Genomic DNA, 20,085 nt, shown 5'->3' on the forward strand with positions numbered 1-20,085 from the left:
TACTTGCCGCAGCGCGATCGCCGAGGCACTCACGTGCGGCCGGTTCGCGGCCCGCCCGCGCCGGTGCTTGCCGCAGCGATCGCTGAGGCACTCACGTGCGGCCGGTTCGCTCAGCTGGCCCCGCCGGAGGACTCACCGCGCATCAGCGCCCCGAGTGACTCGCGGTCGGTGACGTCCATCTTGATGCAGGCGCGGTAGAGGTGTCCCTCGACCGTACGGACGGAAACCGTGAGGCGATCGGCGATCTGACGGTTGGAGAGCCCCGCCGCAACGAGATTCGCGATTTCACGTTCGCGGGAGGTCAGCGGCAAGGGCTGGGCGGCCTGGCGTAGAGCAGGGGTGCTCGCACCGCCGCAGGCCGCGGCGAGTCGGTTGGCGGTGGTGGCGGATTCGAGCAGGCGACGGCGGTCACCGGCGCGTTCGTGGGCGGATGCGGCCTGGGCTGCGGCATCGGCGGCCGAGAGCATGGCGCCGATGCGCTCGAATTCGGCTGCGGCCGCGTCCAGACCGGGTCCGTCGTGAGCGGCGAGCGCCACCGCATGGCGGGACTGGACCTGCACCAGCCGCCCGTCGACCCGGGCGGCCAGGTCGGCGAGTCGGCCTGCCACGGAATGGTCGCCGAAGCGGGCGGCGGTATGCAGTGCCATGGCCTCGATGGCGTGCTGATGTGCGCGCGCCGCCGCGTCGGCGGCGCCCATGGCCAACCGGATGGCCGGGGTGACGGTGCCTTCCGCGGCGGCCGCGCAGGCCCGCGCGAGCTCCAACTGCGGGTCGTAGACCGCGCTGTGCCTGCCACCACGAGCGGCCGCCTCGGCAATGGATTCGGCGGCCTCCGCGGGTCGGCCGAGTGCCGAATATGCCTCGGCCAGACGGATTCGCGCCGGAATGTGCCAGGCGGCGGCGCCCTCTGCGGTGAGCGCGGCCAGTGCCTGCTCGAGATGTTCGATACCATCCAGGAAGCGGCCCTGCGCCACGTCTACGGTGCCCTGCAGGATTTTCGACATGCCCCACGCCAGGTACTGGCCGGGTGCCGAATAGCCGAAATACCCGGTGGCGCGGCGGCGTGCGGCATCGAGATCACCGGTGCAGATCAGCGCGAGCACCTCGGCATGGGTCGAGATGAACCGGTTGAGTCCGTCGATATGCGACTCCACCTGATGCCCGCGGGCCGCGTACTGCCGCGCCGCCTCGCCCTTACCCATCAGCGCGAGCGCCAGGCCACCGCCAAAAGACGCCCACCAAACCGCCCATGGCGGTGCGCCTTCGGTCTCCATCACCGACTCGGCTCCGGAAAACGCGTCTTCCAGCAGATTTTCGTGGACCGCACACGCCGCGGCCAAGCCCGCGAAGGTGGCGATGGTTTTCGGATGCTGCACCTTGCCGCGCAACACCGCGAGCACCTCGTCGGCGCGCTCGGCATCACCCATGGCCCAGAAAAGATTCGAGACCCGGGTGCTGCCCCAGCGGCCCAGTTGCACCTCGTTCATCTGATCGGTGTCGAAGCTGGCGAGGGTGCGTTCGGCCTCGATGCGATGGCCCTGCCACAGCAGCGCGCGGGCAAGCAGATCCGCCGCCTCTACCCCGCCGCGACGTTCCACCGCCGCCCTGGCGAAACGTTCACCGAGCGGCATATTGGCCAGTCCGATCGCATCGGCGGCGGCTGCCTCGAAGAGTTCGAGATCGGCGGATTTATCACTGTCCAAAGCCAATTCGGCCAACCGGATGCGGTCCGGCGCGGAATTGATCGGCCGTTCCTTGAGCGAGGAGTACAGCCGACCGCGCAGCCGCCGGGCCGAGGCGATGCCGAGCCTGCGCCGGATGACCTCGCCGAACAGCGGATGGTTGTAGCGCACGATCAACTGGTGGGTGTTCTCGACGACCCTGATGAGACCGCGGGTTTCGGCGGCCTCCACGGCCTGCTCGCCCGCCAGTTCGGAGAGCACGTCGAGATCTATGGGCTCGCAGAAGGTGAGCAGTTCGAGCACCCGCAGCACCGGTTCGGGCAACTGCTCGACCCGATCCTCCAGTAGCGCAGCCAATTCCGAGGTGACCGCGGCCCGGCCGCGCAGCTGCCAGACGCCGTTCACCTGCCGCAGCGCGCCCGCCTCCAGCGCGCCCTCAACCAAATGCCGGAGAAACAGGGCGTTTCCGCCGGAGGACTCCCACATCAGGTTGGCGGTGAACCCTTCCAACTGCCCGCCCAGCATCGACTCCACCAGATCGACGCTCTGCTGCTGGGTGAACGGCGTGAGGTCGATACGCAGCAGATGGCCGTCTTTCCATAACGAGGTGACCGCATCGGGCACCTGCACCCCGCTGCGCACGGTCGCGACGATATGGGCGGCCTTATCGATGGCCAGCTGCAACAGCAGCGTGGCCGAGAGCTGATCGAGCAGATGCGCGTCGTCGACACCGATGATCGCGTGCCCGTCGGCGAGCAGCGCCTCGCGCGCGGCGGACATGAAGGTCACCGGATCGTGCGCCGTATAAATGCCCACCATATGGGCGAATACGCCCAATGGGATGCTGCGGGCCGATTCCGTGCCCGCCACCCACCGGACATTGCCGCCTACCGCGGCCGTCGCCTGTCTCGCCAGCGTCGTCTTCCCGACTCCGGCGTCGCCCGTCAATACCGCACCGACATATTCAGTTCCGGTGAGTGCCGCGCGCATCGCTTCGAACTCGGTCTCGCGCTCGATCATCGGCCAGTTCCGAGCCATAGCTCTAACTGTAGTTCGTCACGGATCATGATCGAGGACAACGAACCATGAACGGCCGCACCGGCTCAACTGTTTCGTCCGCTAACCGAGTACGTCGTGGCGGACAATGGTCTGGTCACGCCCCGGTCCGACGCCGATACAGGAAATGCGGGCGCCGGACAGCTCCTCCAGGCGCAAGACATACGCCTGGGCGTTGGCGGGCAGTTCCTCGAACGTCTTCACATCTGAAATGTCTTCCCACCAACCGGGCATCTCTTCGTAAACCGGCTTGGCGTGGTGGAATTCGGTCTGTGTGGTCGGCATCTGCTCGACCCGCTTGCCGTCGATTTCGTAGGCGACACAGATCGGCACCCGCTCCAGACTCGACAGGACGTCCAGCTTGGTGAGGAAGTAGTCGGTGATGCCGTTGACCCGGGTCGCGTAGCGCGCGATGACTGCGTCGAACCAGCCGCAGCGGCGGGCTCGGCCGGTGGTCACGCCGACCTCACCGCCCTGCTTGGCCAGGAATTCGCCGAAATTGTCGAATAGTTCGGTCGGGAACGGACCCGAACCGACGCGGGTGGTGTAGCACTTCAGGATGCCGAGCACGGTCGTGATCTTGTTCGGTCCGACGCCCGCGCCGACCGCCGCACCGCCCGAGGTCGGGTTGGACGAGGTGACATACGGGTAGGTGCCGTGGTCCACATCGAGCAGGGTGCCCTGCGAACCCTCCAGCAGGACGGTCTCGCCGCGCTCCAGCGCCAGGTTCAGTTCCAGGCGGGTATCGGCGATGCGGTGTTTGAAGCTATCCGCCTGGCCGAGTACCTCATCCACCACCTGCTGCGGGTCCAACGCGCGCCGGTTGTAGATCTTCACCAGGACCTGGTTCTTGAACTCCAGGGCCGCCTCGACCTTCTGGGTCAGGATCTTCTCGTCGAGCACATCGGCGACGCGCACGCCGACCCGGGCGACCTTGTCCTGATAGCACGGACCGATGCCACGACCGGTGGTGCCGATCTTCTTATTGCCGAGGAAGCGTTCGGTGACCTTATCGATGGCCACGTGGTACGGCATGATCAGGTGCGCGTCGGCCGAGAGCAGCAGTCCGGAGGTGTCGACGCCGCGCTCCTCCAATCCGGCCAGCTCAGCGAGCAGGACGCCGGGATCGACCACGACACCATTGCCGATGACGTTCGTCACGCCCGGGGTGAGAATGCCGGACGGGATCAGATGCAGTGCGAACTTGTCGCCATTGGGCAGCACGACCGTGTGACCGGCGTTATTGCCGCCCTGATACCGGACGACCCACTGCAACCTGCCACCGAGCAGATCGGTTGCTTTGCCCTTACCCTCGTCGCCCCATTGGGCGCCGATCAGGACGATTGCCGGCATGGTCGTGTCTCCTACGGTTCGACGCGCGGTACTCGTGTACCGCAGCTACCTGCCGTATCGAGGCGGTGGCCGGAAGCACAGTCTACCCAACGCCCAACCGGGTCCTGCGTCCGTCTGGATCGCAGGGAGGGTCGCCCCCTCACGGTCCACCATGGAGCGAGCCTCACGAGCGAGGAGTTCGCGCCCCGTCTCGCGCCCGAGCCATCGAAGCCCAAGCGACGCAGTCGCGAGTCGCGCCCTTCCGACATGCGTGCACCGGGTGCCGAACGCCCCGCCACCACCGACCACAACGGAGCGAGCCTCACGAGCGAGAAGTTCCCGCCCCGTCTCGCGCCCGAGCCATCGAAGCCCAAGCGACGCAGTCGCGAGTCGCGCCCTTCCCCACACGCGCGCCTCAGGTGCTGAACGCCCCCGCCACCACCAGCCCCGACGGAGCGAGTCTTACGAGCGACCCGTTCGCGGCCCGTCTCGCGTCCGAGCCGTCGAAGCGCATGCGCCGCAGGCGCGAGTCTCGACGGGACGCGAGACACCAGGGGGCCGCGAACACGCCGCGGCGAAGCCACGGCCATTAAACAGAGCCCGCGAACCCGCGGCGCCCGCGCCGCCAAAAACACAGCTATGGTTGCGAGGCACCGGCGGACCGAGCAGGGGGTCCGCCGACAAGTGGCGAGGTGACCGACGGGTTGTCGGCCGAACCGAGGAGGGTGTACGGCAGTTTGAGTACCCACGTTCTCCGTTGCGACGGCGCACCGGTACCCATCGCCCTCGCGTCGCTGCCGATTTCGCAGACGACCGCCATCCCGGAAAACAGCGTCATCGATGAGTTATTGCCCGTCCTCGCCGCCGACAGCCTGCCCCGGCTGATCGTGCTCGGCGACGACGCCGCCCTGGCCTCCGTGCTGACCCATCTGATGCGGACCGAGCGGCTGCATGTGGAGATCGGGTATGTGCCCGTCGACAAGACCTACGGTTCGCGCGTCTACCAGACCGGCACCGGTAATGCCGCCGCAAAACGGGCGGTGGGGGGCCGGGCCGTCGAGACGCCGCTGATTCGCGATGACACCGGAACCGTGTTGGTCGGTCGGGCAGAGATCACCGGTCCCGGCGGCGAGAAGCTCGAGGGCGAGGCCTATGTGGATGACGCCCCGTTGTTCTCCGGCAAGGTCAACGTGATGGTCGTCTCCCCGATGCTGGATCTGCCGGGGGTACGGGCGAGCGTGCGGAAGAACATCATCCGCAGGCGCCGCTGGCTGGCGGGTCGGGCCGCGCAGCTCGGCACACCCGGGGCCGTGGTGACCAGGGACGGCATTGCCAACGATCGCGTGCTGCCGCGCTCGTCGTTCTACCGACATCATGAAAGCTGGCAGCTGGTGCGATGACAGTTCCGTTCTCGAGGAATCGCCGCCTGGGCGCCGTGCGGCCGAGCCCGATATTCCTGCTGGTGATCGCGGTCGCGGTGGCCGGTGGCGTGCTCGCATGGGATGCCGAGGTGCAGTCGACGCGCGCGAAGTTCGGCGTATTTCTGCTCGTCGTATTCGGCTGGATCGTCACGCTGTGTCTGCACGAATTCGCGCATGCGTACACGGCGTGGCGGGCCGGCGATCGTGAGGTGGAGCTGCGGGGTTATCTCACGCTGAATCCACTGAAGTACAGCCATCCGCTGCTTTCGATCGTGTTGCCGATGGTGTTCATCGCGCTCGGCGGTATCGGCTTGCCGGGCGGTGCGGTGTACGTGCACACGCATAATGTCAGCGCGCGCATGCAGCGGATCATCAGCGGTGCCGGGCCCGCGGTGAATGCGGTATGCGCGGTGCTGTTGCTGGCGGTCGTGCGGTTCGCCGGCAGTGATACTTCGCATCGCGCGTTCTGGTACGGACTGAGCTTTCTGGCGTTTCTGCAAATCACCGCAACACTTTTGAACATCCTGCCGGTGCCGGGGTTGGACGGGTACGGCGTGGTGGAGCCGTCGCTGAGCTACCAGACCCGGCGAGCGCTCGATCAGTTCAAGCCGTTCGGGATGTTGATTCTGTTCGCGCTGTTGTTCACGCCGTCGATCAACAAGGTGTTCTTCGATGCGGTGTATTCGCTGTACGAATTGTCCGGGGTCGATGCGGACTGGTCGCGGTACGGCAGCTGGCTGACCCGGTTCTGGACCTAGCCGATAACCGGTCACCCGGTCCGACCTTCCGAACCGGGCGACCTCTTCGCTCGACCGCTGCGCGCCCTCACCCACCCGGGCCACCACACCTTATGGCCGGTAGGGCGGTTCGCCGTCGAGCGAAGCGTCCCAACCGCACTACCCCTCGTAACCGCGGTTGCCTCTCGAGGCTAGGACCGTTGGCATGGGCGAACACGAGTAGCGGACTACGCAAAGGTCATGATTCGCGTGCCCGAAATCGAGCGCGCTGTCCCGCAGCGGCGGGAGTATGTCCGAAATCCGCTGAGTAGTCGGCTCAATTCTCCGGCGGCACATGCGGATTCGGGACCGTCGGGGGCAGCAGTGCCATCGCCGAGATGCGCTGCATACCGCAGACCTGCAGGAGATCGACCAGCATGGAGCGCATCTGCGCGAAGACAACATGAGCCGAAAGTCCCGCGCCGTCAACGAGTTCTGGTCGCGCGGCCTTTGCGATACCGCGCAGCACCCTGGCGGCCTCGGCCTGATCCGGCTGCTGACCGGGATCGGCGAGCATCATTCGGCGCACCACCTCGACGGCTTGGGCGAGGCGCTCCAGTCCCTCGATCAGTCGCGGATCGAGGATTTCGTCGTCCTGGACCAGAGTAAGGGAACGGCGCAGCAGCACCCTGGTATTGCGGACGGCATTGTCGAGCGGATCGGCGGTGGCGCGGATGCGATCGAGACGCTGGCGGGAATTCCAATAGAGCGGGGAAATCCGGCTGATCTCGCGGCCGCCCTCCAGAGTGGAGCGCAGCCGATCGATCTGGGGCTGAGTGGCGCGGGCCGCGGTCAGTACCGCGCGAATCTTCTCGGGATCCTGTTCGAGCAGGCCGTCGGCACATTCGTGCAGCGATTTCGCAAGTACCGCAAGGACTTCCGCAGCTTGCTCGCGGGCCCGACGCACTGGATGCAGCGGTATCGATGCGACCACGACAACGCCGACCAACCCGCCGACGAGTGCGTCGATCATGCGCGAGAATCCGCCGCCCGCCGACGGCGGCAGCAAGGTGGCGACCAGCACCGCCGAACCGGCGGCCTGCATGGTGATGATCGAACCGCCGTCCAGGAATACCGCCAAGGCCATGGCCACCGCGACGACGAAGGCGATCTGCCAGACGCCGGTGCCCGCGCGGGTAATGAACAGGTCGCCGATGCCGATGCCGACCGCGACGCCGACCACCAACTCCACCGACCTGCGCAGCCGGGCCCCGAACGAAATGCCGATCGAGACCACCGCCGCGGTCGGTGCGAAAAAGGGCTGGGTGTGTCCGATGATTTTGTGCGCGATGAACCAGGCCAGCGCCGCGCCGACCGCGCACTGCAGAATCGGCAGCGCGGACAGTCGCAGTCGCGCCCACGAGCTGCGCAGCTTCTCCATACTGCTGGCGCGGGCGACGCCGACCGGAGAATTCGGATCGATCAACGGTTAATCGAGGCCGAGCTCACCCGCGGCGCGCGGGTCGCAATCTTCCAGCAGGTCGAGGCAGCGTGCGTACTCTTCGGTCTCACCGACCGCCCTTGCCGCCCTGGCAAGTGCGGCGACACTGCGCAGGAAACCGCGATTGGGTTCATGGCTCCACGGCACCGGGCCGAAACCCTTCCAGCCATTGCGCCGCAATAAGTCCAGGCCGCGGTGGTAGCCGGTGCGCGCGAACGCGTACGCGGCGACGATGTCGTGATTGACCACCTGCGTATCGCCATCGGCGCCGCCGCGCTGCAACGCGGCCTCCGCGAGATGGGCCCAGGCGATCGAAGCCGCCGGATGCGCGGCAGCGACCTGCACCGGATCGGCATTGTTCAGCAGTGCCTCCTCCGCATCGGAGTCTTCGGGCAGGAGTACCGGTTGCGGTCCGAGCAAGTCACCGAACGAGGTCATGCGGTTCATTGTGCACTGCGCGCGCGTGCCGCGCCGACACGGCGTTCCCCTGGCTGAGCAGTGCCCGGCCCACCGCTCCCCACCCGTCGCCGTCGAGCCGGACAACGCGTCCCACTGCGCAGGGGAATCGTCACAGTCGACCGAATTGCTGGCTAGGCTGGCCGTCGAGTTCAACTGTTCCGCCCGACCGAGGGGTAATAGGTGTCCGACCCGAACGACGAGAAGAGCCCGGCACGAAATCCCGGCCGCCCCGCCGAAGCGGCCGACCCGCGCCCCGCCGCGCCCACGGACCGGAAACCCGCATCGTCCGAGTCAGAAGGCGCACCCTCGCGCCCCGGTCCCGGCGCAGGCACCTCGTCTGGAGCCGGTACCGGTGGGAAGGGCGGCGCCGCGGACGCGACCCGACCGTTCCCGTCATCGTCAGGACCCGGCTCGTCGGGGCCCAACGCGCCATCAGGAACCGGGAAAGCGGCAGCCGAGCGCAGGGCAGCGGCTCCTACTAGGCCGATTCCATCGCCGTCGTTGCCGAAGCAGCCACCCACCGGTGCCGAACAGCCCGGCGCATCGGGTGCGGCAACCGGGGATATCGCCGCACTCGGCAGGCCTGCTGCCCCCATTCAGGGCGGAGCAGCCAAGGCACCGTCATCAGCATCCGCACAGGGCAACGCGACCAAGCCGGGCAGCGCAAACCAGCGAAGCAGCAACCCAGCCCCATCAACTCCAGCACCGGGCGGCGAGGGCCAGAGAGGTAGCGGCCCAGCTGCATCAGCTCCAGCACCGGGCAGCGCAACCAAGCCCGGCAGCGCAAGCCCACGCAGCAGCAATGCAGTCCCATTTGCTTCCACGCCGAGCAACACAGCAGAGCTGGGCGGCGGCGCTGGCCGACAAGGTAGCGGCGCGGCCCGATCTACTGCTGCGCCGAGCAGCGCAGCCAAGCCGGGTGACGGGGACCAGCGAAATAGCGGCACCGCCCCAGCCGCTCCCGCGGCGGGCGGAGCAGCCGAGCCGAGCGGCACGGGCCAACGAGGTGGCGGGACCCCACCGTCTGTCTCCTCACCAGGCACCGCAACCAGGCCGGGTAACGCAACCAGGCCGGGTAACGCAGCTGGGCCGGGCGGCGAGGGCCAGCGAGGTAGCGGCCCAGCCTCGCCTGCTCCTGCGCCGGGTAATACCGCCGAGGCGGGCGGCGGGGGCCAACAAGGTGGCAGCACACCATCATCTGGTCCCGCACCGAGCAACGCAGCCGGGCCGAGCGGCGCGGGCCAGCAAAGTGGCGGAACCCCACCGTCTGTTTCCTCACCAGGCACCGTAACCAGGCCAGGCGGCGCAACCGGGCTGGGCAGCCCAACCAGGCCGGGCAACGCAACCGGGCCTGGCGGCGCGGGCCAGCGAGGTAGCGGCGCGGACTCGTCGGCTCCGGCGCCGCGCGGAACGGCCCAGCAAGATGGTGGCACCGACCCAGCAGCTCCGACGCCGGGCAACAAGCCGAGCGGGGCAACCGGCTCGAGCGGCGCGGGCCGGAAAGACAGCGGCGCGACCTCGCCCTCCCTGGCGCCGGGTGGTGCAGCCACTCGTGACATTGCGGCCCAGCGAGATGGCGGTGCTGCCTCATCCGCACCCACGCCGGGCGGCGCGGTCAAGCCAGGCGGCACAGGCCAACGAGATAGCGGCACCGCCCAACCCGCTCCCGCGCCCGGCGGCACTACCCGGCCGGGCGGCGTGGACCCACGGGGTAGTGGCGTGGCCTCGTCTGCACCCGCTGCTGTGAAGCCGGGCGCAGTTGCCGGTTCCGGAGAGTCCGGGGCTACCGCGGTGAATTCCGAAGGGAAGACTGCGGAGATCTCGCGTGGTGATGTCGCGGACAAGGGCAACTCCGGCCCGACGAAGGCGCCAGAGGCGGGGTCGCCTGGCAAGCCGACACCGGCTGGCGGCTCCGGCGCATCGCGCGGCACCGGCTCCGGGCCGAACGCGCGGACCGTCGTGATCAAACGGGGCGGCCCCGCGGCCCAGGATGCTGGCACGGCGAAGTCCGCTGCGGTGGGCGGGACTGCCGCTGCGGCCGCCGAAGGATCCGACGCAGGTCGGACCAAAGCGGCGGGCGACAAGTCCGCAACACCAACCGCCGAATCGACGAGTCGGTCGTCGAAAGCGACGCCACCGGCTGAAAGCACTGCGCCGAGTGCCACTTCCGCATCTGGCTCCCCTGCGGAAACCGTTGTGGTTCAGCCCGATCCGGATGCAAGCAAGTCTGCGACGCCAAGTGGCGCTGCCGGACCCGCTGGCGAAACCGTTGTGGTTCAGCGCGATTCGGACGCAAGCAAGTCTGCGGCACCAGGTGGCGCCGGCGAAACCGTTGTGATTCAGCGGGGTTCGAAAGCCGACAAGTCCGCGACACCAGACAACAAGGTCGACGATGCCGCGGGTGCGGATGCGGCGACCATGGTGATGCGAGCGGTCGATCCGAAGGCCAAGAGTGCTCCGAGGCGACCGGAACCGGATTTGGCGGGCGCGGACGACAAGACCGTCGCCATGCCGATGATTTCGAAGCTGGATGCCGAGCAGACCGTCGCACTGCCGATTCAGAAGCCAGCCGACAAGGACGCCACGAAGCGGATGCGGACCGATGCCGGGACCAAGCCCGGTACCGACCGGGTCGTTCCGCCGGCGGCGCGACCCGGGCCGATCACCAAGCCGCCGAGCACCCCTCGTCCGGCGCCCGGTCCGAAACAGGCTGGGTCGCAAGGGCCTGCGCAGGGCGGACCGGGTGTCGAGGAGACCGCACCGTCGGCGCCGCGCGGTCCGGGCCGGCCACGTCAGGTCGCTTCGGCGCCGTCACCTGCCGATACCCAGCTGACTCGCCCCGCCAAGCCGGTCAATGCACCGCGACCGATGGCCCAGCCGCAACGAATCACCCCGGCTGATCAGCAACCGGCGGCCGACGAGGCATCGGCCGGGCCCTCGAAGCGCTGGTTGTTCATCGGGGCGGCCGCGGTGGCGCTCATCGCGGTGGTCGGACTCGTGGTCGTGCTCATCGGGAATCGGGGCGACAACTCCCCGGAGGCCAAGGTGCGCGCCACCATCACCGATTACACCGCGGCGCTGAAATCCGGCGATCTCCCGGCGCTGCGCAACAGCACCTGCGGACAGTTGCACGACTTCTATCAGAACATCGCGGCGGACCAGTTCGCGGGCGTGCATCAGCTGTCGACGGATCGCAAGAACATCCCGGTGGTGGCGAGCGTCGATACGATCAAGATCACCGATAAGACGGCGATCGCGCAGGCCAGCGTGTACACCGATGCGGATCCGACGAAGCGCTCGGCGAGGACTTTCGATTTGGAGCAGACCGCCGACGGTTGGAAGGTCTGTGATCCACCGAGCGCCGGGACGCCCTAGTCGGAAGGCGACGAGTCGAACAGGACATATCCAAAAGGTAAGCCCTCTAACCGGTAGCGAACATCACACTCACCTGGTCATCAGACCGGTTCGCCAGTAGCATGGCCCGGATCATGGTCAGGGAGCAAACAATCGAAAAGCCGGAAGTCGAAGCGGGCGAGCAGACAGCCACGGTGGCGGGACGCCGGTTCCGGGTACGCGAACACTATTCGGTCGGCCGAGAGAAAATCCGTGAGTTCGCCCGCGCGACGCAGAGTCGTCACGGTGCGCATTACTCCGAACCTGATGCGCTCGAGCTCGGCTACGACGGCATCATCGCGCCGCCGACCTTCGCCTCGGTCATCGGCATCAATGCGACCAGGGTGCTGCTGGATACGGTACTCACCGAATACGACCTGTCCCAGATCCTGCAGACCGATCAGGTCTTCGAGCTCACCCGCCCGATCCTGGCGGGCGACCGGCTCAGCACCGAAATCGTGATCGACTCGATCCGACAGTTCGGCGATAACGACTTCGTCCTGGTGACGTTCTCGCTGACCAACCAGCACGGTGAAATCGTGCAATCGGGTTCAACCACCATCGTGGCGCGCCGCGGTGTCGAGGTGGATCCGAATATCGCGGCCGCCGTCGAGAACATCATGATGCATGCGCGTCCGGTCACCATCGGTGACATCACCAGGCCGGATCCGCTGGTCGCGTTGCCCGCGGACGCCCCCGCCCCCGGGCAGCCCGCGGTGCGCAGCGCTTCCGTGCGCTCCCTCCCGGACTTCGACCGCCTAGCTGTCGGTGATCAGCTCCCCGCCGAGACCGCCCAGGTCACGCGCGGCGATCTGGCCAACTATGCGGGAGTTTCCGGCGACCCCAACCCGATTCATTTCAGCGAGCGCGCGGCCCAGTTGGCCGGACTGCCGACCGTCGTGGCACACGGCATGCTGACCATGAGCCTGGCCGGTGACTATCTGACCTCATGGCTCGGTGACCCGACGGCCATCGAGAAGTTCAGCGTGCGGTTCGCCGGATTCGTTCCGGTGCGGGCCGAGGCGCCGAGCTCCGTCGAATTCAGCGGGCGGATCAAATCGCTCGATCCGCGCCGACGGACCGCGACCATTGTGCTGGCCGGCAGTTCGGAGGGGCGCAAACTCTTCGGCCGGGCCATCGCCGAGGTTCGATTCGCCTAGCGAGGCAAACTCATCCTATAGTCGCGTGCACGAGATAGACGTTGTAGTCGCTCCACGTCGAAATATTGAAGTAGAGGTCCGAACCCGAGGACCATGGGTGGATGAATCCGCCGTACAGCTCAGGGTATTCGCGCGCCGTTACCGTCGGCACGCCATCGGACCACACACCCTGCGGTGAATCCGCTTCGCGGAGCACCAGTGCTGCTTTCGCGGTATCCAAATAGCTCATCTGCCATAGGTTTCGGGAGGCGTCGAAGCGCACCGACAACTCACCGACGGGTGCGTCGACGATCGAGCTCGCGGAGCCGAATCCGCCTACCGGAGTCCAGTTTCCGTTGCTCCAGTATTGGTAGGCGGTGGTATTGAGGAGCTGATCCTTCGGCACTCGCGCCAGTCCCACCGAGCCGAGCCGGGTATTGGGCGTGCCGAACATGTAGACGTAATCGCCCTGCGGAACCATCGCGCTCACTTGGAAATTCGCCAGTCCGAAGATATTGTCCCAGCGCGCGTAGGCATCCTTGATCCATGTCCGACCGTGATCATCGGAATAGGCGATGCCGCCGTAATTGGTGAAGAACGTTCCCGGAACGCTGTTCCAGGTGCGAATCGACATATAGCTCAGGTACTGGCGCGCACCGAGTGCGAATCCGGAGGTCGGAATTGTGGTCACCTCGACATTGTCGAGTTTGCGGCTGGAGAGCACCTCGGCCGCGTGGCAGCGGTCGTCGGTCACCATCCGGTCGTAGGTCATACCGTCGGTGAGATCGCGGTCGGTGCTGAATGCGAGCACATTGCTGCGCCAATCCGATCCCATTCCGCCAGGCGGGTGGAAGCCGCGTCCGACAGTGTCGCCGAAGGCGGTCGCGATCTCACCCGGCGCGCTCTCCCACATGATGCCGAGATCGGTGCCATCCACCTGCCAGCGCTTATCGGTGCGATTGACCGAATTCGCGCCGGTCTGCTTGGCCACCTCGGTGACCGCGCTGATTCGGGGCGGCGGTCGCACCGCCGATAAAGGGGCGGATTCGATCGGCGGATCGACGCGCGGCGGAGGTGGCGGCACTTGACCGGGATCCGGTCCCGGCCCTGGAATCGCGAAGTGGAAAGGCTTGGGGCTCAACAGGACTTCCGGAATGCCGAGTTGATGCGCCGGGCTCGGTGGCGGTGCCGGTACATCTGTCAGATCCGGGCACGGATTCACACAGGGATCCGACGGCAACTCCATCTCCTTGCGAATCGGCGCGGATTCGGCCGAAGACGGCGGCAGGACGGTGATCACCGGATACGGAATCGGAACTTCCAGCGTCTTGGGCACCAGACCCGCATGCGTCGCCGGCGGATCCGTGACACACGGACCGGCAGGCGCGGCACCGGCAGGTCGCGCCGCGGATGTCAACGCCCCGGCCGTACATATGACCGCACCGAATACCGCCACCCACCGCCGAGTCAACCACAACCCCTTGATATCTCGCGCAAAATGGAGCCTGTCCACGCCGCACCGAAGCCCCACACGATGCCGCGCAACCAGCGCCCGACCCTACCTGTTTCGTCCCCTCTGCCCCATCCGACTTACCGAATCACCTATGCGCGGCACCGACATCCAGAATTAACAGGAAACTTCTGCTTCATTTCCGGGACCGCAACCCGCCGCCCTGCTACCGTCCACGGCACGACAACTCGAGTCGGGGTGAGTGGCCGTCCACCGGAGGAGCAAAGGGCCTCCGGTGGTTCAAAAGCCGCACTGCCGCCGGGGCGGAAAGCGGAGCAGGATGGAGACGTGAAAGCTGCACTGATCTATCGCCGCGCTATACCCGCACTCGGCGCCGCATGTCTGGTGATCGGCGGTCTCGGGATCGCCTTGCCGGTCGCCGTCGCCGATTCATCCACGGCCCAATTGGTTGCCGGGCCTGATAGTTCGCTTCCCGTGCCGAGCTATCGGCCGGGGCCGAAGGGGTCGAATGTGCCGCCGCCGCAGGAGTCGAAGGAGGAGTCGCCGAGGTATTACACCGATTGCGATCAGGTTCGGGCCGAAGGAAAGCTGCCGCTATATCGTGGTCAGCCCGGGTACAACCCGTATCTGGATCCGGACGGGGACGGCATCGCCTGCGACTGAGCGCTTACTGGACCGCCTGGAATACCAGAACCGTTGCGCCGATGCGGATATTGTCGCCGTCGGCGAGCAGCGCACCGCTATCGATCGCCTCGTCGTTGACGTACACGCCATTGGCCGAATGCAGATCCTTGATCAGCAGGCCGGCCCGGCTCGGCATGATATGCGCGTGGTAGCGACTGGCCTTCGGATCGTCGAGGACCAGATCGTTATCGGTCATCCTGCCGATTCGCATGCCGCCCTGCGCGATTGCCGTGACCCGGCCGTCCGGCATGCGCAGCTGACCGCTGCGGACCGCACGCGGCATCTCGGTGACGGTCTCGGTCATCGCCGCGGCCAGCCGCTCGGTGCGCTTGAGCTCCATCGTGCTCAGCGGTTCCTGGCGCAGCACCCGCTGTTCGAGATCGACCAGGACCGGGCCGGGATCGATACCGAGTTCGTCCGCGAGCACCGTGCGCACCCGACGGCACGCGTCCAGCGCATCGGCCTGCCGGCCGGATAGGTACAGCGCGGTGATCAGCTGACCCCACAGCGGTTCGCGCAGCGGATGTTCATTGGTCATCGAGACCAGCTCACCGATCACCGATGACGCACGTCCACAGGCGATTTCGGCATCGATGCGAGCCGAGGCGGCCTGCAGCCGCTCCTCGTCCATCGCGGTGGCGAAACCGTCGGCGAACTGCAAGCCGGCCAGATCGGCCAGTGCGCGACCGCTCCACTCGCGCAACGCATTTCCGAACAGCTGGGACGCGCCGACATGGTCGCCGACCTCGGCGGCACGCGCGCCCGCGTCCCTGGCCGCTTCGAAGCGACCGAGATCGCAAGCGTCCTCGGGGATCTCGAGCCGGTAGCCGGACGATTCGGTGCGCAGCACGACGGCCGGATCGACACCCGAATTACGCAGTGCCTTACGGATATTCGAGACGAATACCTGCAGGCTCGCGGCATAGGAATCGGGCGGATCCTCGTTCCAGACCATATCGGCCAGCGCAGCCGAAGCCACCGCGCGCCGTCGATTGACAGTCAGCGCGGCGAGCAAGGCTCGCGGCTTGGGCCCGCCGACCGCCACCGGTTCACCACCGACCAGCAGTCGCACGGGCCCGAGCACACGCACATCCAGACTCATGTACTAAAAGCCCCCCGAAGGGTAAATAGGGTCAGGCGCTGATCGAGCGACCCGCGGACTTCAGATCATTGCACGCCTCGAGGACGCGCGCCGCCATGGCCGATTCGGCCTTCTTCAGGTAGCTGCGCGGGTCGTAAGTCTTCTTGTTGCCGACCTCGCCGTCGATCTTGAGCACACCGTCGTAGTTGGTGAACATGTGCGCGGCGACCGGGCGGGTGAACGCGTACTGAGTGTCGGTGTCGACGTTCATCTTCACCACACCGAAGCGCAGCGAATCCTCGATCTCCGACTTCAGCGAGCCCGAACCGCCGTGGAAGACGAAATCGAACGGCTGCGCGTCCCCCGCCAGACCGAGCTTGGCCGCCGCGACGCGCTGCCCCTCGGCAAGCACCTCGGGCTTGAGCACCACATTGCCCGGCTTGTACACACCGTGCACATTGCCGAAGGTCGCGGCGAGCAGGTACTTGCCGTTCTCGCCCGAACCGAGCGCGTCGATGGTCTTCTCGAAGTCTTCGGGGGAGGTGTACAGCTTCTCGTTGATCTCGGCCTCGACACCGTCCTCTTCACCACCGACGACGCCGATCTCGACCTCGAGGATGATGTTCGCGGCGTTGGTCGCCTTGAGCAGCTCCTTGGCGATCTCCAGGTTCTCGTCGATCGGGATCGCGGAGCCGTCCCACATATGCGACTGGAACAGCGGGTTCTTGCCCGCGTTCACTCGCTCCTGGGAGATGGCGATCAGCGGCCGCACGAAGGAGTCCAGCTTGTCTTTGGGGCAGTGGTCGGTGTGCAGCGCGATGGTCACGTCGTAGCGCGCGGCGACCACATGCGCGAATTCGGCCAGTGCGACCGCGCCGACGACCATATCCTTCACACCCTGGCCCGAGCCGAACTCCGCGCCGCCGGTGGAGAACTGGATGATGCCATCGCTGCCCGCGTCGGCGAAGCCCTTGATGGCCGCGTTGACGGTTTCCGAGGAGGTGCAGTTGATGGCCGGGAAGGCAAAGGAGTTCGCTTTGGCCCGACCGAGCATCTCGGCGTAGACCTCCGGAGTCGCGATGGGCACTGTGAAGACCTCCGTGTTGTGCGGCAAAAGACAATTCTGTCAGCTCACAGACTAGGCCAGCGCCTTTTTGCCGTGTTTGACGGCCAGCCACTAAGTCGCAAGGCCCGTTCCCGACCTGCCACACACGGAGCTGTCTTACGAGCGAGGAGTTCGCGGCCCGGGGGGGGGGGGGGGCCGCGCCCCCCCCCCCCCCCCCGCGCGGCGGGGCAGGGCGGGGGCGCCCGAGCCCCCCGGCGCGCCCCCCCCCCCCCCCCCCGGGGGGGCGCCCCCCGCCCCCCCCCCCCCCACACCGGGGGGCCGCGAACACGCCGCGCCCGCGCGGCCAAGAACACAGCACACGCCGTGCCGCAGGCGCGGCAAATCAAACACAGGTACTGTTGGCCGCGTAATTGCGCTGGCAGCTTCCAATGCGGTGGCAAGCAATGCAGGCCAGCCGTACCCGGGACAGGAGGCCGCGTGATTCTGCTGGCAGCGACAGAATCGGTGACGAGCAACGTCGCATTGACCCAGTTGCTGGACCCGATGCACCTGCTCACGGAGACGTGGCTCAAGAACGCGGTACTCCCGGCGATCCTGGTGATCGTCTTCATCGAGACCGGTCTGCTCTTCCCGATCCTCCCGGGCGATTCGCTGCTGTTCACCGGTGGCCTGCTGTCCGCGACGGAGCATCCCCCGGTATCGATCTGGCTGTTGTTGCCCGCCGTCATGGTGACCGCCTTCGCCGGTGACCAGTGCGCCTATTGGATCGGCAGGGCGATCGGGCCCGCGCTGTTCCACAAGGAAGACACCCGGTTGTTCAAGAAGCATTACGTCACCGAGACGCATGCCTTCTTCGAAAAGCACGGGCCGAAGACGATCATCCTGGCCCGTTTCGTGCCGATTGTGCGCACGTTCATGCCGGTGCTGGCCGGTGTGTCCAAGATGGACTATCGCAAGTTCGTCACCTTCGACATCGTCGGCGCCGTGCTGTGGGGCGGCGGTGTCACCGTGCTCGGCTACTTCCTCGGCAATATCGAATTCATCCGCAAGAACATCGAGCCGATCTTCCTGCTCATCGTCCTGATCTCGATCCTGCCCGGCATCATCGCGGTGGCCAAAAAGGTGCTCAACCGCGGTGCGGACGAGGCCGCTCAGCACGATGCCGCGCTGACTGCCTCGACGAACGAGCCGACCCACTGAGCCGGTGTCCACGGCGCAGTTGCCCCTAGCGGTGGGCAGTTTCGATCCGCTGACCTCGGCGGGACCCGCGCTCGTCTGGACGGTGGTGCTGACCTTCGTCTTCCTCGAATGCGCGCTGATCATCGGGCTATTTCTGCCCGGTGACTCGATGCTGATCACGGCGGGCATCGTGATGGCCTCCAACGCCGCGGGCGAGGCCCATGTCTGGGCGCTGTCCATCGGCGCGATGATCGCGGCCGTGGCGGGAAACCAGGTCGGCTACGTCGTCGGACATCGCACCGGCCACCACCTGGTAGCCAGAAAGAACGGCCGCTACATCAACATCCGCAACCTGCAGCGGGTCACCGATTTGCTGCAGCGGCACGGTTTCCTCGCGGTGCTCATTTCGCGCTGGATCCCATGGGTGCGCACACTGTGCCCGATGGTCGCGGGCGCGGCCAGGATGGATCACCGCAAATACACCGTGGCCAGCACGCTCGGCGCCATTATCTGGGCGCCGGTGCTGCTGCTGATCGGCTACTACGCGGGTAGTTTCCTGGACCGGGTGCCGTGGCTGATGCCAGGTGTCATCGGCACCCTTGTCGTCGGGCTGATCATCGGCACCGCTATCGGCATCCGGCACTACCGCCAGGAGATCGCCAAACCCGCCGAGGATTTCGATTTCGAAACCGCGCCCTCGGGCGTGCTGGAGTCCGAGTGCTGATGGCTACAGCCCGGCGGCGCTGACCTGGTAGGCCGCCTCCATCAGCAGCCAGCCCGACAGTTGCACCGACATATCGCGTTCGGGCACCTGCGACGAAGTCACCGAACCGCCCTCGGTGAAATGTCCGGCACCGGACCGGCCGCCGGGTAACTGCGCGGGTTTGCTCCAGTCCTGCCCGAACAGCGGCTCGCCCTCGACCTCGAGCCGGTTCGCCCAGGCCGCCGCGGCGCTGGCACGCACAATGGCGGCCGCGGTGCGCCGATCGGCCGCCTGTTCGCGCTCATCTCCGGGCAGCATCAGCGCGACCACCGCGAGATAACGAGCCAGGATTCCATTGAACAGGCCGCCGTCGCCGCCACCACCGCCAATGATCACGCCATTGGTGGTCATCTGCTCCTCGACGGCGGTGAGCAGCCGGTGCACCCGTTCGCTATGGCGCGGTTCACCGGTGTGCACCGCGAGTTCGGCCTCCAAACCGAGCACCACGCCCTGGCAGTAGGTGAAGGTCGGGGACTCGATTTCGCCGGAGGGCAAATGGATGCCATCCAGGATCAGCCCGGATTCCTTGTCGCACAACGTCGCATCGATCCAGTCCGCCATTTCCTGCGCGCGGACGTGACGGCCGAGGCGCAGCAGCGCGATGGCGGCCGGTCCGTTGGCAGGGGCATTGAAATAGTCCGAGTCGACCCGCCACGGCACACCGCCGCCACGCGCCGGATCCCAAGCGCCGTACAGCTCCTTCTCGAGTGCGATCAGACCACCGCGCGCCTCGGTGATGCCCTGCGTTCGCTCGGCACGCTCCAAAGCGATTGCCAGCCAGGCCATATCGTCGTAATAGTTATTGGTCCATCCGGTGATATTGCGCAGCCGATGCGCCCGCGCGATGGCGGCGATGCGCTTGCGTCGCGCCGGCGTCGGCACCCGGTTGGCGGCATCGACCGCGCAGTCGATCAGATGCGCCTGCCACCAGTAGTGCCAGGTCGCGAAGCCCCGTTCACGGCGGGTCGCCGGCCAACCGACAACACCCAATTCGGTACCCGGCACGCCCCATAGCGCGCGTAGGTGCCGAGAAACGATCGCGGATTCGGCCATATCCGCGCGCTCGGACCACAGCGCGGGCGTGGGGGCAGCATCGCGCCCGGTATCCGGGCTCCGCGAGGTCATGGGTCAATGGTGCCAGC

At 66.8% G+C, this 20,085-nt stretch carries 15 protein-coding genes; 7 read left to right on the forward strand and 8 right to left on the reverse strand.

Annotation, left to right across the window (positions count from 1 at the left end; translation table 11 throughout):
- Positions 1-110: 110 nt before the first annotated feature.
- Positions 111-2,720, reverse strand: a complete 2,610-nt coding sequence (locus ACIBG0_RS08460) for a LuxR C-terminal-related transcriptional regulator (RefSeq protein WP_397030590.1) — start codon at positions 2,718-2,720, stop codon at positions 111-113.
- A gap of 81 nt (positions 2,721-2,801) precedes the next feature.
- Positions 2,802-4,091 (reverse strand): adenylosuccinate synthase, encoded by a 1,290-nt coding sequence (locus ACIBG0_RS08465; protein ID WP_397030591.1) that lies wholly within the window; start codon positions 4,089-4,091, stop codon positions 2,802-2,804.
- A 716-nt stretch (positions 4,092-4,807) separates the two neighbouring features.
- On the opposite strand from ACIBG0_RS08465, the gene ACIBG0_RS08470 reads away from it, so the two are divergent.
- Both ACIBG0_RS08470 and ACIBG0_RS08475 read left to right on the forward strand, forming a co-directional pair.
- Positions 4,808-5,470 carry a hypothetical protein gene (locus ACIBG0_RS08470; RefSeq protein WP_397030592.1) on the forward strand — a complete coding sequence of 221 codons (663 nt, stop codon included), beginning with the start codon at positions 4,808-4,810 and terminating at the stop codon, positions 5,468-5,470.
- Entirely contained in the window at positions 5,467-6,249 is a 783-nt protein-coding gene (locus ACIBG0_RS08475; protein ID WP_397030593.1) for a site-2 protease family protein, read from the forward strand. Before ACIBG0_RS08470 ends, ACIBG0_RS08475 begins: the two co-directional genes overlap by 4 nt.
- Before the next feature lie 295 nt (positions 6,250-6,544).
- Here ACIBG0_RS08475 and ACIBG0_RS08480 read toward each other — a convergent pair whose 3' ends face one another.
- Together ACIBG0_RS08480 and ACIBG0_RS08485 are read right to left on the reverse strand one after the other, a co-directional pair.
- On the reverse strand, positions 6,545-7,693 hold the full coding sequence (locus ACIBG0_RS08480) for an aromatic acid exporter family protein (RefSeq protein ID WP_397030594.1): 1,149 nt from the start codon (positions 7,691-7,693) through the stop codon (positions 6,545-6,547).
- Between the two features lie 3 nt (positions 7,694-7,696).
- A complete protein-coding gene (locus ACIBG0_RS08485; protein ID WP_397030596.1) occupies positions 7,697-8,146 on the reverse strand; it encodes a DUF3151 domain-containing protein in 450 nt (149 codons plus the stop codon).
- Between the two features lie 1,812 nt (positions 8,147-9,958).
- Here ACIBG0_RS08485 and ACIBG0_RS08490 point away from each other — a divergent pair.
- Complete coding sequence (locus ACIBG0_RS08490; protein WP_397030598.1) at positions 9,959-11,542, forward strand: hypothetical protein; 1,584 nt, start codon at positions 9,959-9,961, stop codon at positions 11,540-11,542.
- 113 nt (positions 11,543-11,655) lie between these two features.
- Entirely contained in the window at positions 11,656-12,720 is a 1,065-nt protein-coding gene (locus ACIBG0_RS08495) for a fused (3R)-hydroxyacyl-ACP dehydratase subunits HadA/HadB (protein ID WP_397030600.1), read from the forward strand.
- Positions 12,721-12,730: 10 nt separating this feature from the next.
- On the opposite strand, the gene ACIBG0_RS08500 is transcribed toward ACIBG0_RS08495, so the two are convergent.
- Positions 12,731-14,170 (reverse strand): DUF4185 domain-containing protein, encoded by a 1,440-nt coding sequence (locus ACIBG0_RS08500; protein ID WP_397030601.1) that lies wholly within the window; start codon positions 14,168-14,170, stop codon positions 12,731-12,733.
- A gap of 327 nt (positions 14,171-14,497) precedes the next feature.
- Here ACIBG0_RS08500 and ACIBG0_RS08505 point away from each other — a divergent pair, with 327 nt between their 5' ends.
- Positions 14,498-14,833, forward strand: coding sequence for an excalibur calcium-binding domain-containing protein (locus tag ACIBG0_RS08505; RefSeq protein ID WP_397030603.1), 336 nt, complete (start codon positions 14,498-14,500; stop codon positions 14,831-14,833).
- 4 nt (positions 14,834-14,837) lie between these two features.
- On the opposite strand, the gene ACIBG0_RS08510 is transcribed toward ACIBG0_RS08505, so the two are convergent.
- Positions 14,838-15,956 (reverse strand): BTAD domain-containing putative transcriptional regulator, encoded by a 1,119-nt coding sequence (locus ACIBG0_RS08510; RefSeq protein ID WP_397030604.1) that lies wholly within the window; start codon positions 15,954-15,956, stop codon positions 14,838-14,840.
- A 31-nt stretch (positions 15,957-15,987) separates the two neighbouring features.
- Positions 15,988-17,022 carry a class II fructose-bisphosphate aldolase gene (gene fbaA / locus ACIBG0_RS08515; RefSeq protein WP_397031178.1) on the reverse strand — a complete coding sequence of 345 codons (1,035 nt, stop codon included), beginning with the start codon at positions 17,020-17,022 and terminating at the stop codon, positions 15,988-15,990.
- Between the two features lie 522 nt (positions 17,023-17,544).
- Here fbaA and ACIBG0_RS08520 point away from each other — a divergent pair.
- Positions 17,545-18,201 carry a DedA family protein gene (locus ACIBG0_RS08520; protein ID WP_397031180.1) on the forward strand — a complete coding sequence of 219 codons (657 nt, stop codon included), beginning with the start codon at positions 17,545-17,547 and terminating at the stop codon, positions 18,199-18,201.
- Between the two features lie 19 nt (positions 18,202-18,220).
- A complete protein-coding gene (locus ACIBG0_RS08525) occupies positions 18,221-18,904 on the forward strand; it encodes a DedA family protein (protein WP_397031182.1) in 684 nt (227 codons plus the stop codon).
- Between the two features lie 3 nt (positions 18,905-18,907).
- On the opposite strand, the gene ACIBG0_RS08530 is transcribed toward ACIBG0_RS08525, so the two are convergent.
- A complete protein-coding gene (locus ACIBG0_RS08530) occupies positions 18,908-19,996 on the reverse strand; it encodes a glycoside hydrolase family 76 protein (protein ID WP_397031184.1) in 1,089 nt (362 codons plus the stop codon).
- Between the last annotated feature and the right edge of the window lie 89 nt (positions 19,997-20,085).

Source organism: Nocardia sp. NPDC050630, assembly GCF_044457245.1.
GTDB lineage: Bacteria > Actinomycetota > Actinomycetes > Mycobacteriales > Mycobacteriaceae > Nocardia.

Excerpts from the sequence above, each read along its gene's own strand:
- ACIBG0_RS08460 (WP_397030590.1), bottom strand. The coding sequence starts at position 2,720 with ATGGCTCGGAACTGGCCGATGATCGAGCGCGAGACCGAGTTCGAAGCG.
- ACIBG0_RS08465 (WP_397030591.1), bottom strand. The coding sequence starts at position 4,091 with ATGCCGGCAATCGTCCTGATCGGCGCCCAATGGGGCGACGAGGGTAAG.
- ACIBG0_RS08475 (WP_397030593.1), top strand. The coding sequence starts at position 5,467 with ATGACAGTTCCGTTCTCGAGGAATCGCCGCCTGGGCGCCGTGCGGCCG.
- ACIBG0_RS08485 (WP_397030596.1), bottom strand. The coding sequence starts at position 8,146 with ATGACCTCGTTCGGTGACTTGCTCGGACCGCAACCGGTACTCCTGCCC.
- ACIBG0_RS08495 (WP_397030600.1), top strand. The coding sequence starts at position 11,656 with ATGGTCAGGGAGCAAACAATCGAAAAGCCGGAAGTCGAAGCGGGCGAG.
- ACIBG0_RS08510 (WP_397030604.1), bottom strand. The coding sequence starts at position 15,956 with ATGAGTCTGGATGTGCGTGTGCTCGGGCCCGTGCGACTGCTGGTCGGT.
- ACIBG0_RS08520 (WP_397031180.1), top strand. The coding sequence starts at position 17,545 with ATGCACCTGCTCACGGAGACGTGGCTCAAGAACGCGGTACTCCCGGCG.
- ACIBG0_RS08530 (WP_397031184.1), bottom strand. The coding sequence starts at position 19,996 with ATGGCCGAATCCGCGATCGTTTCTCGGCACCTACGCGCGCTATGGGGC.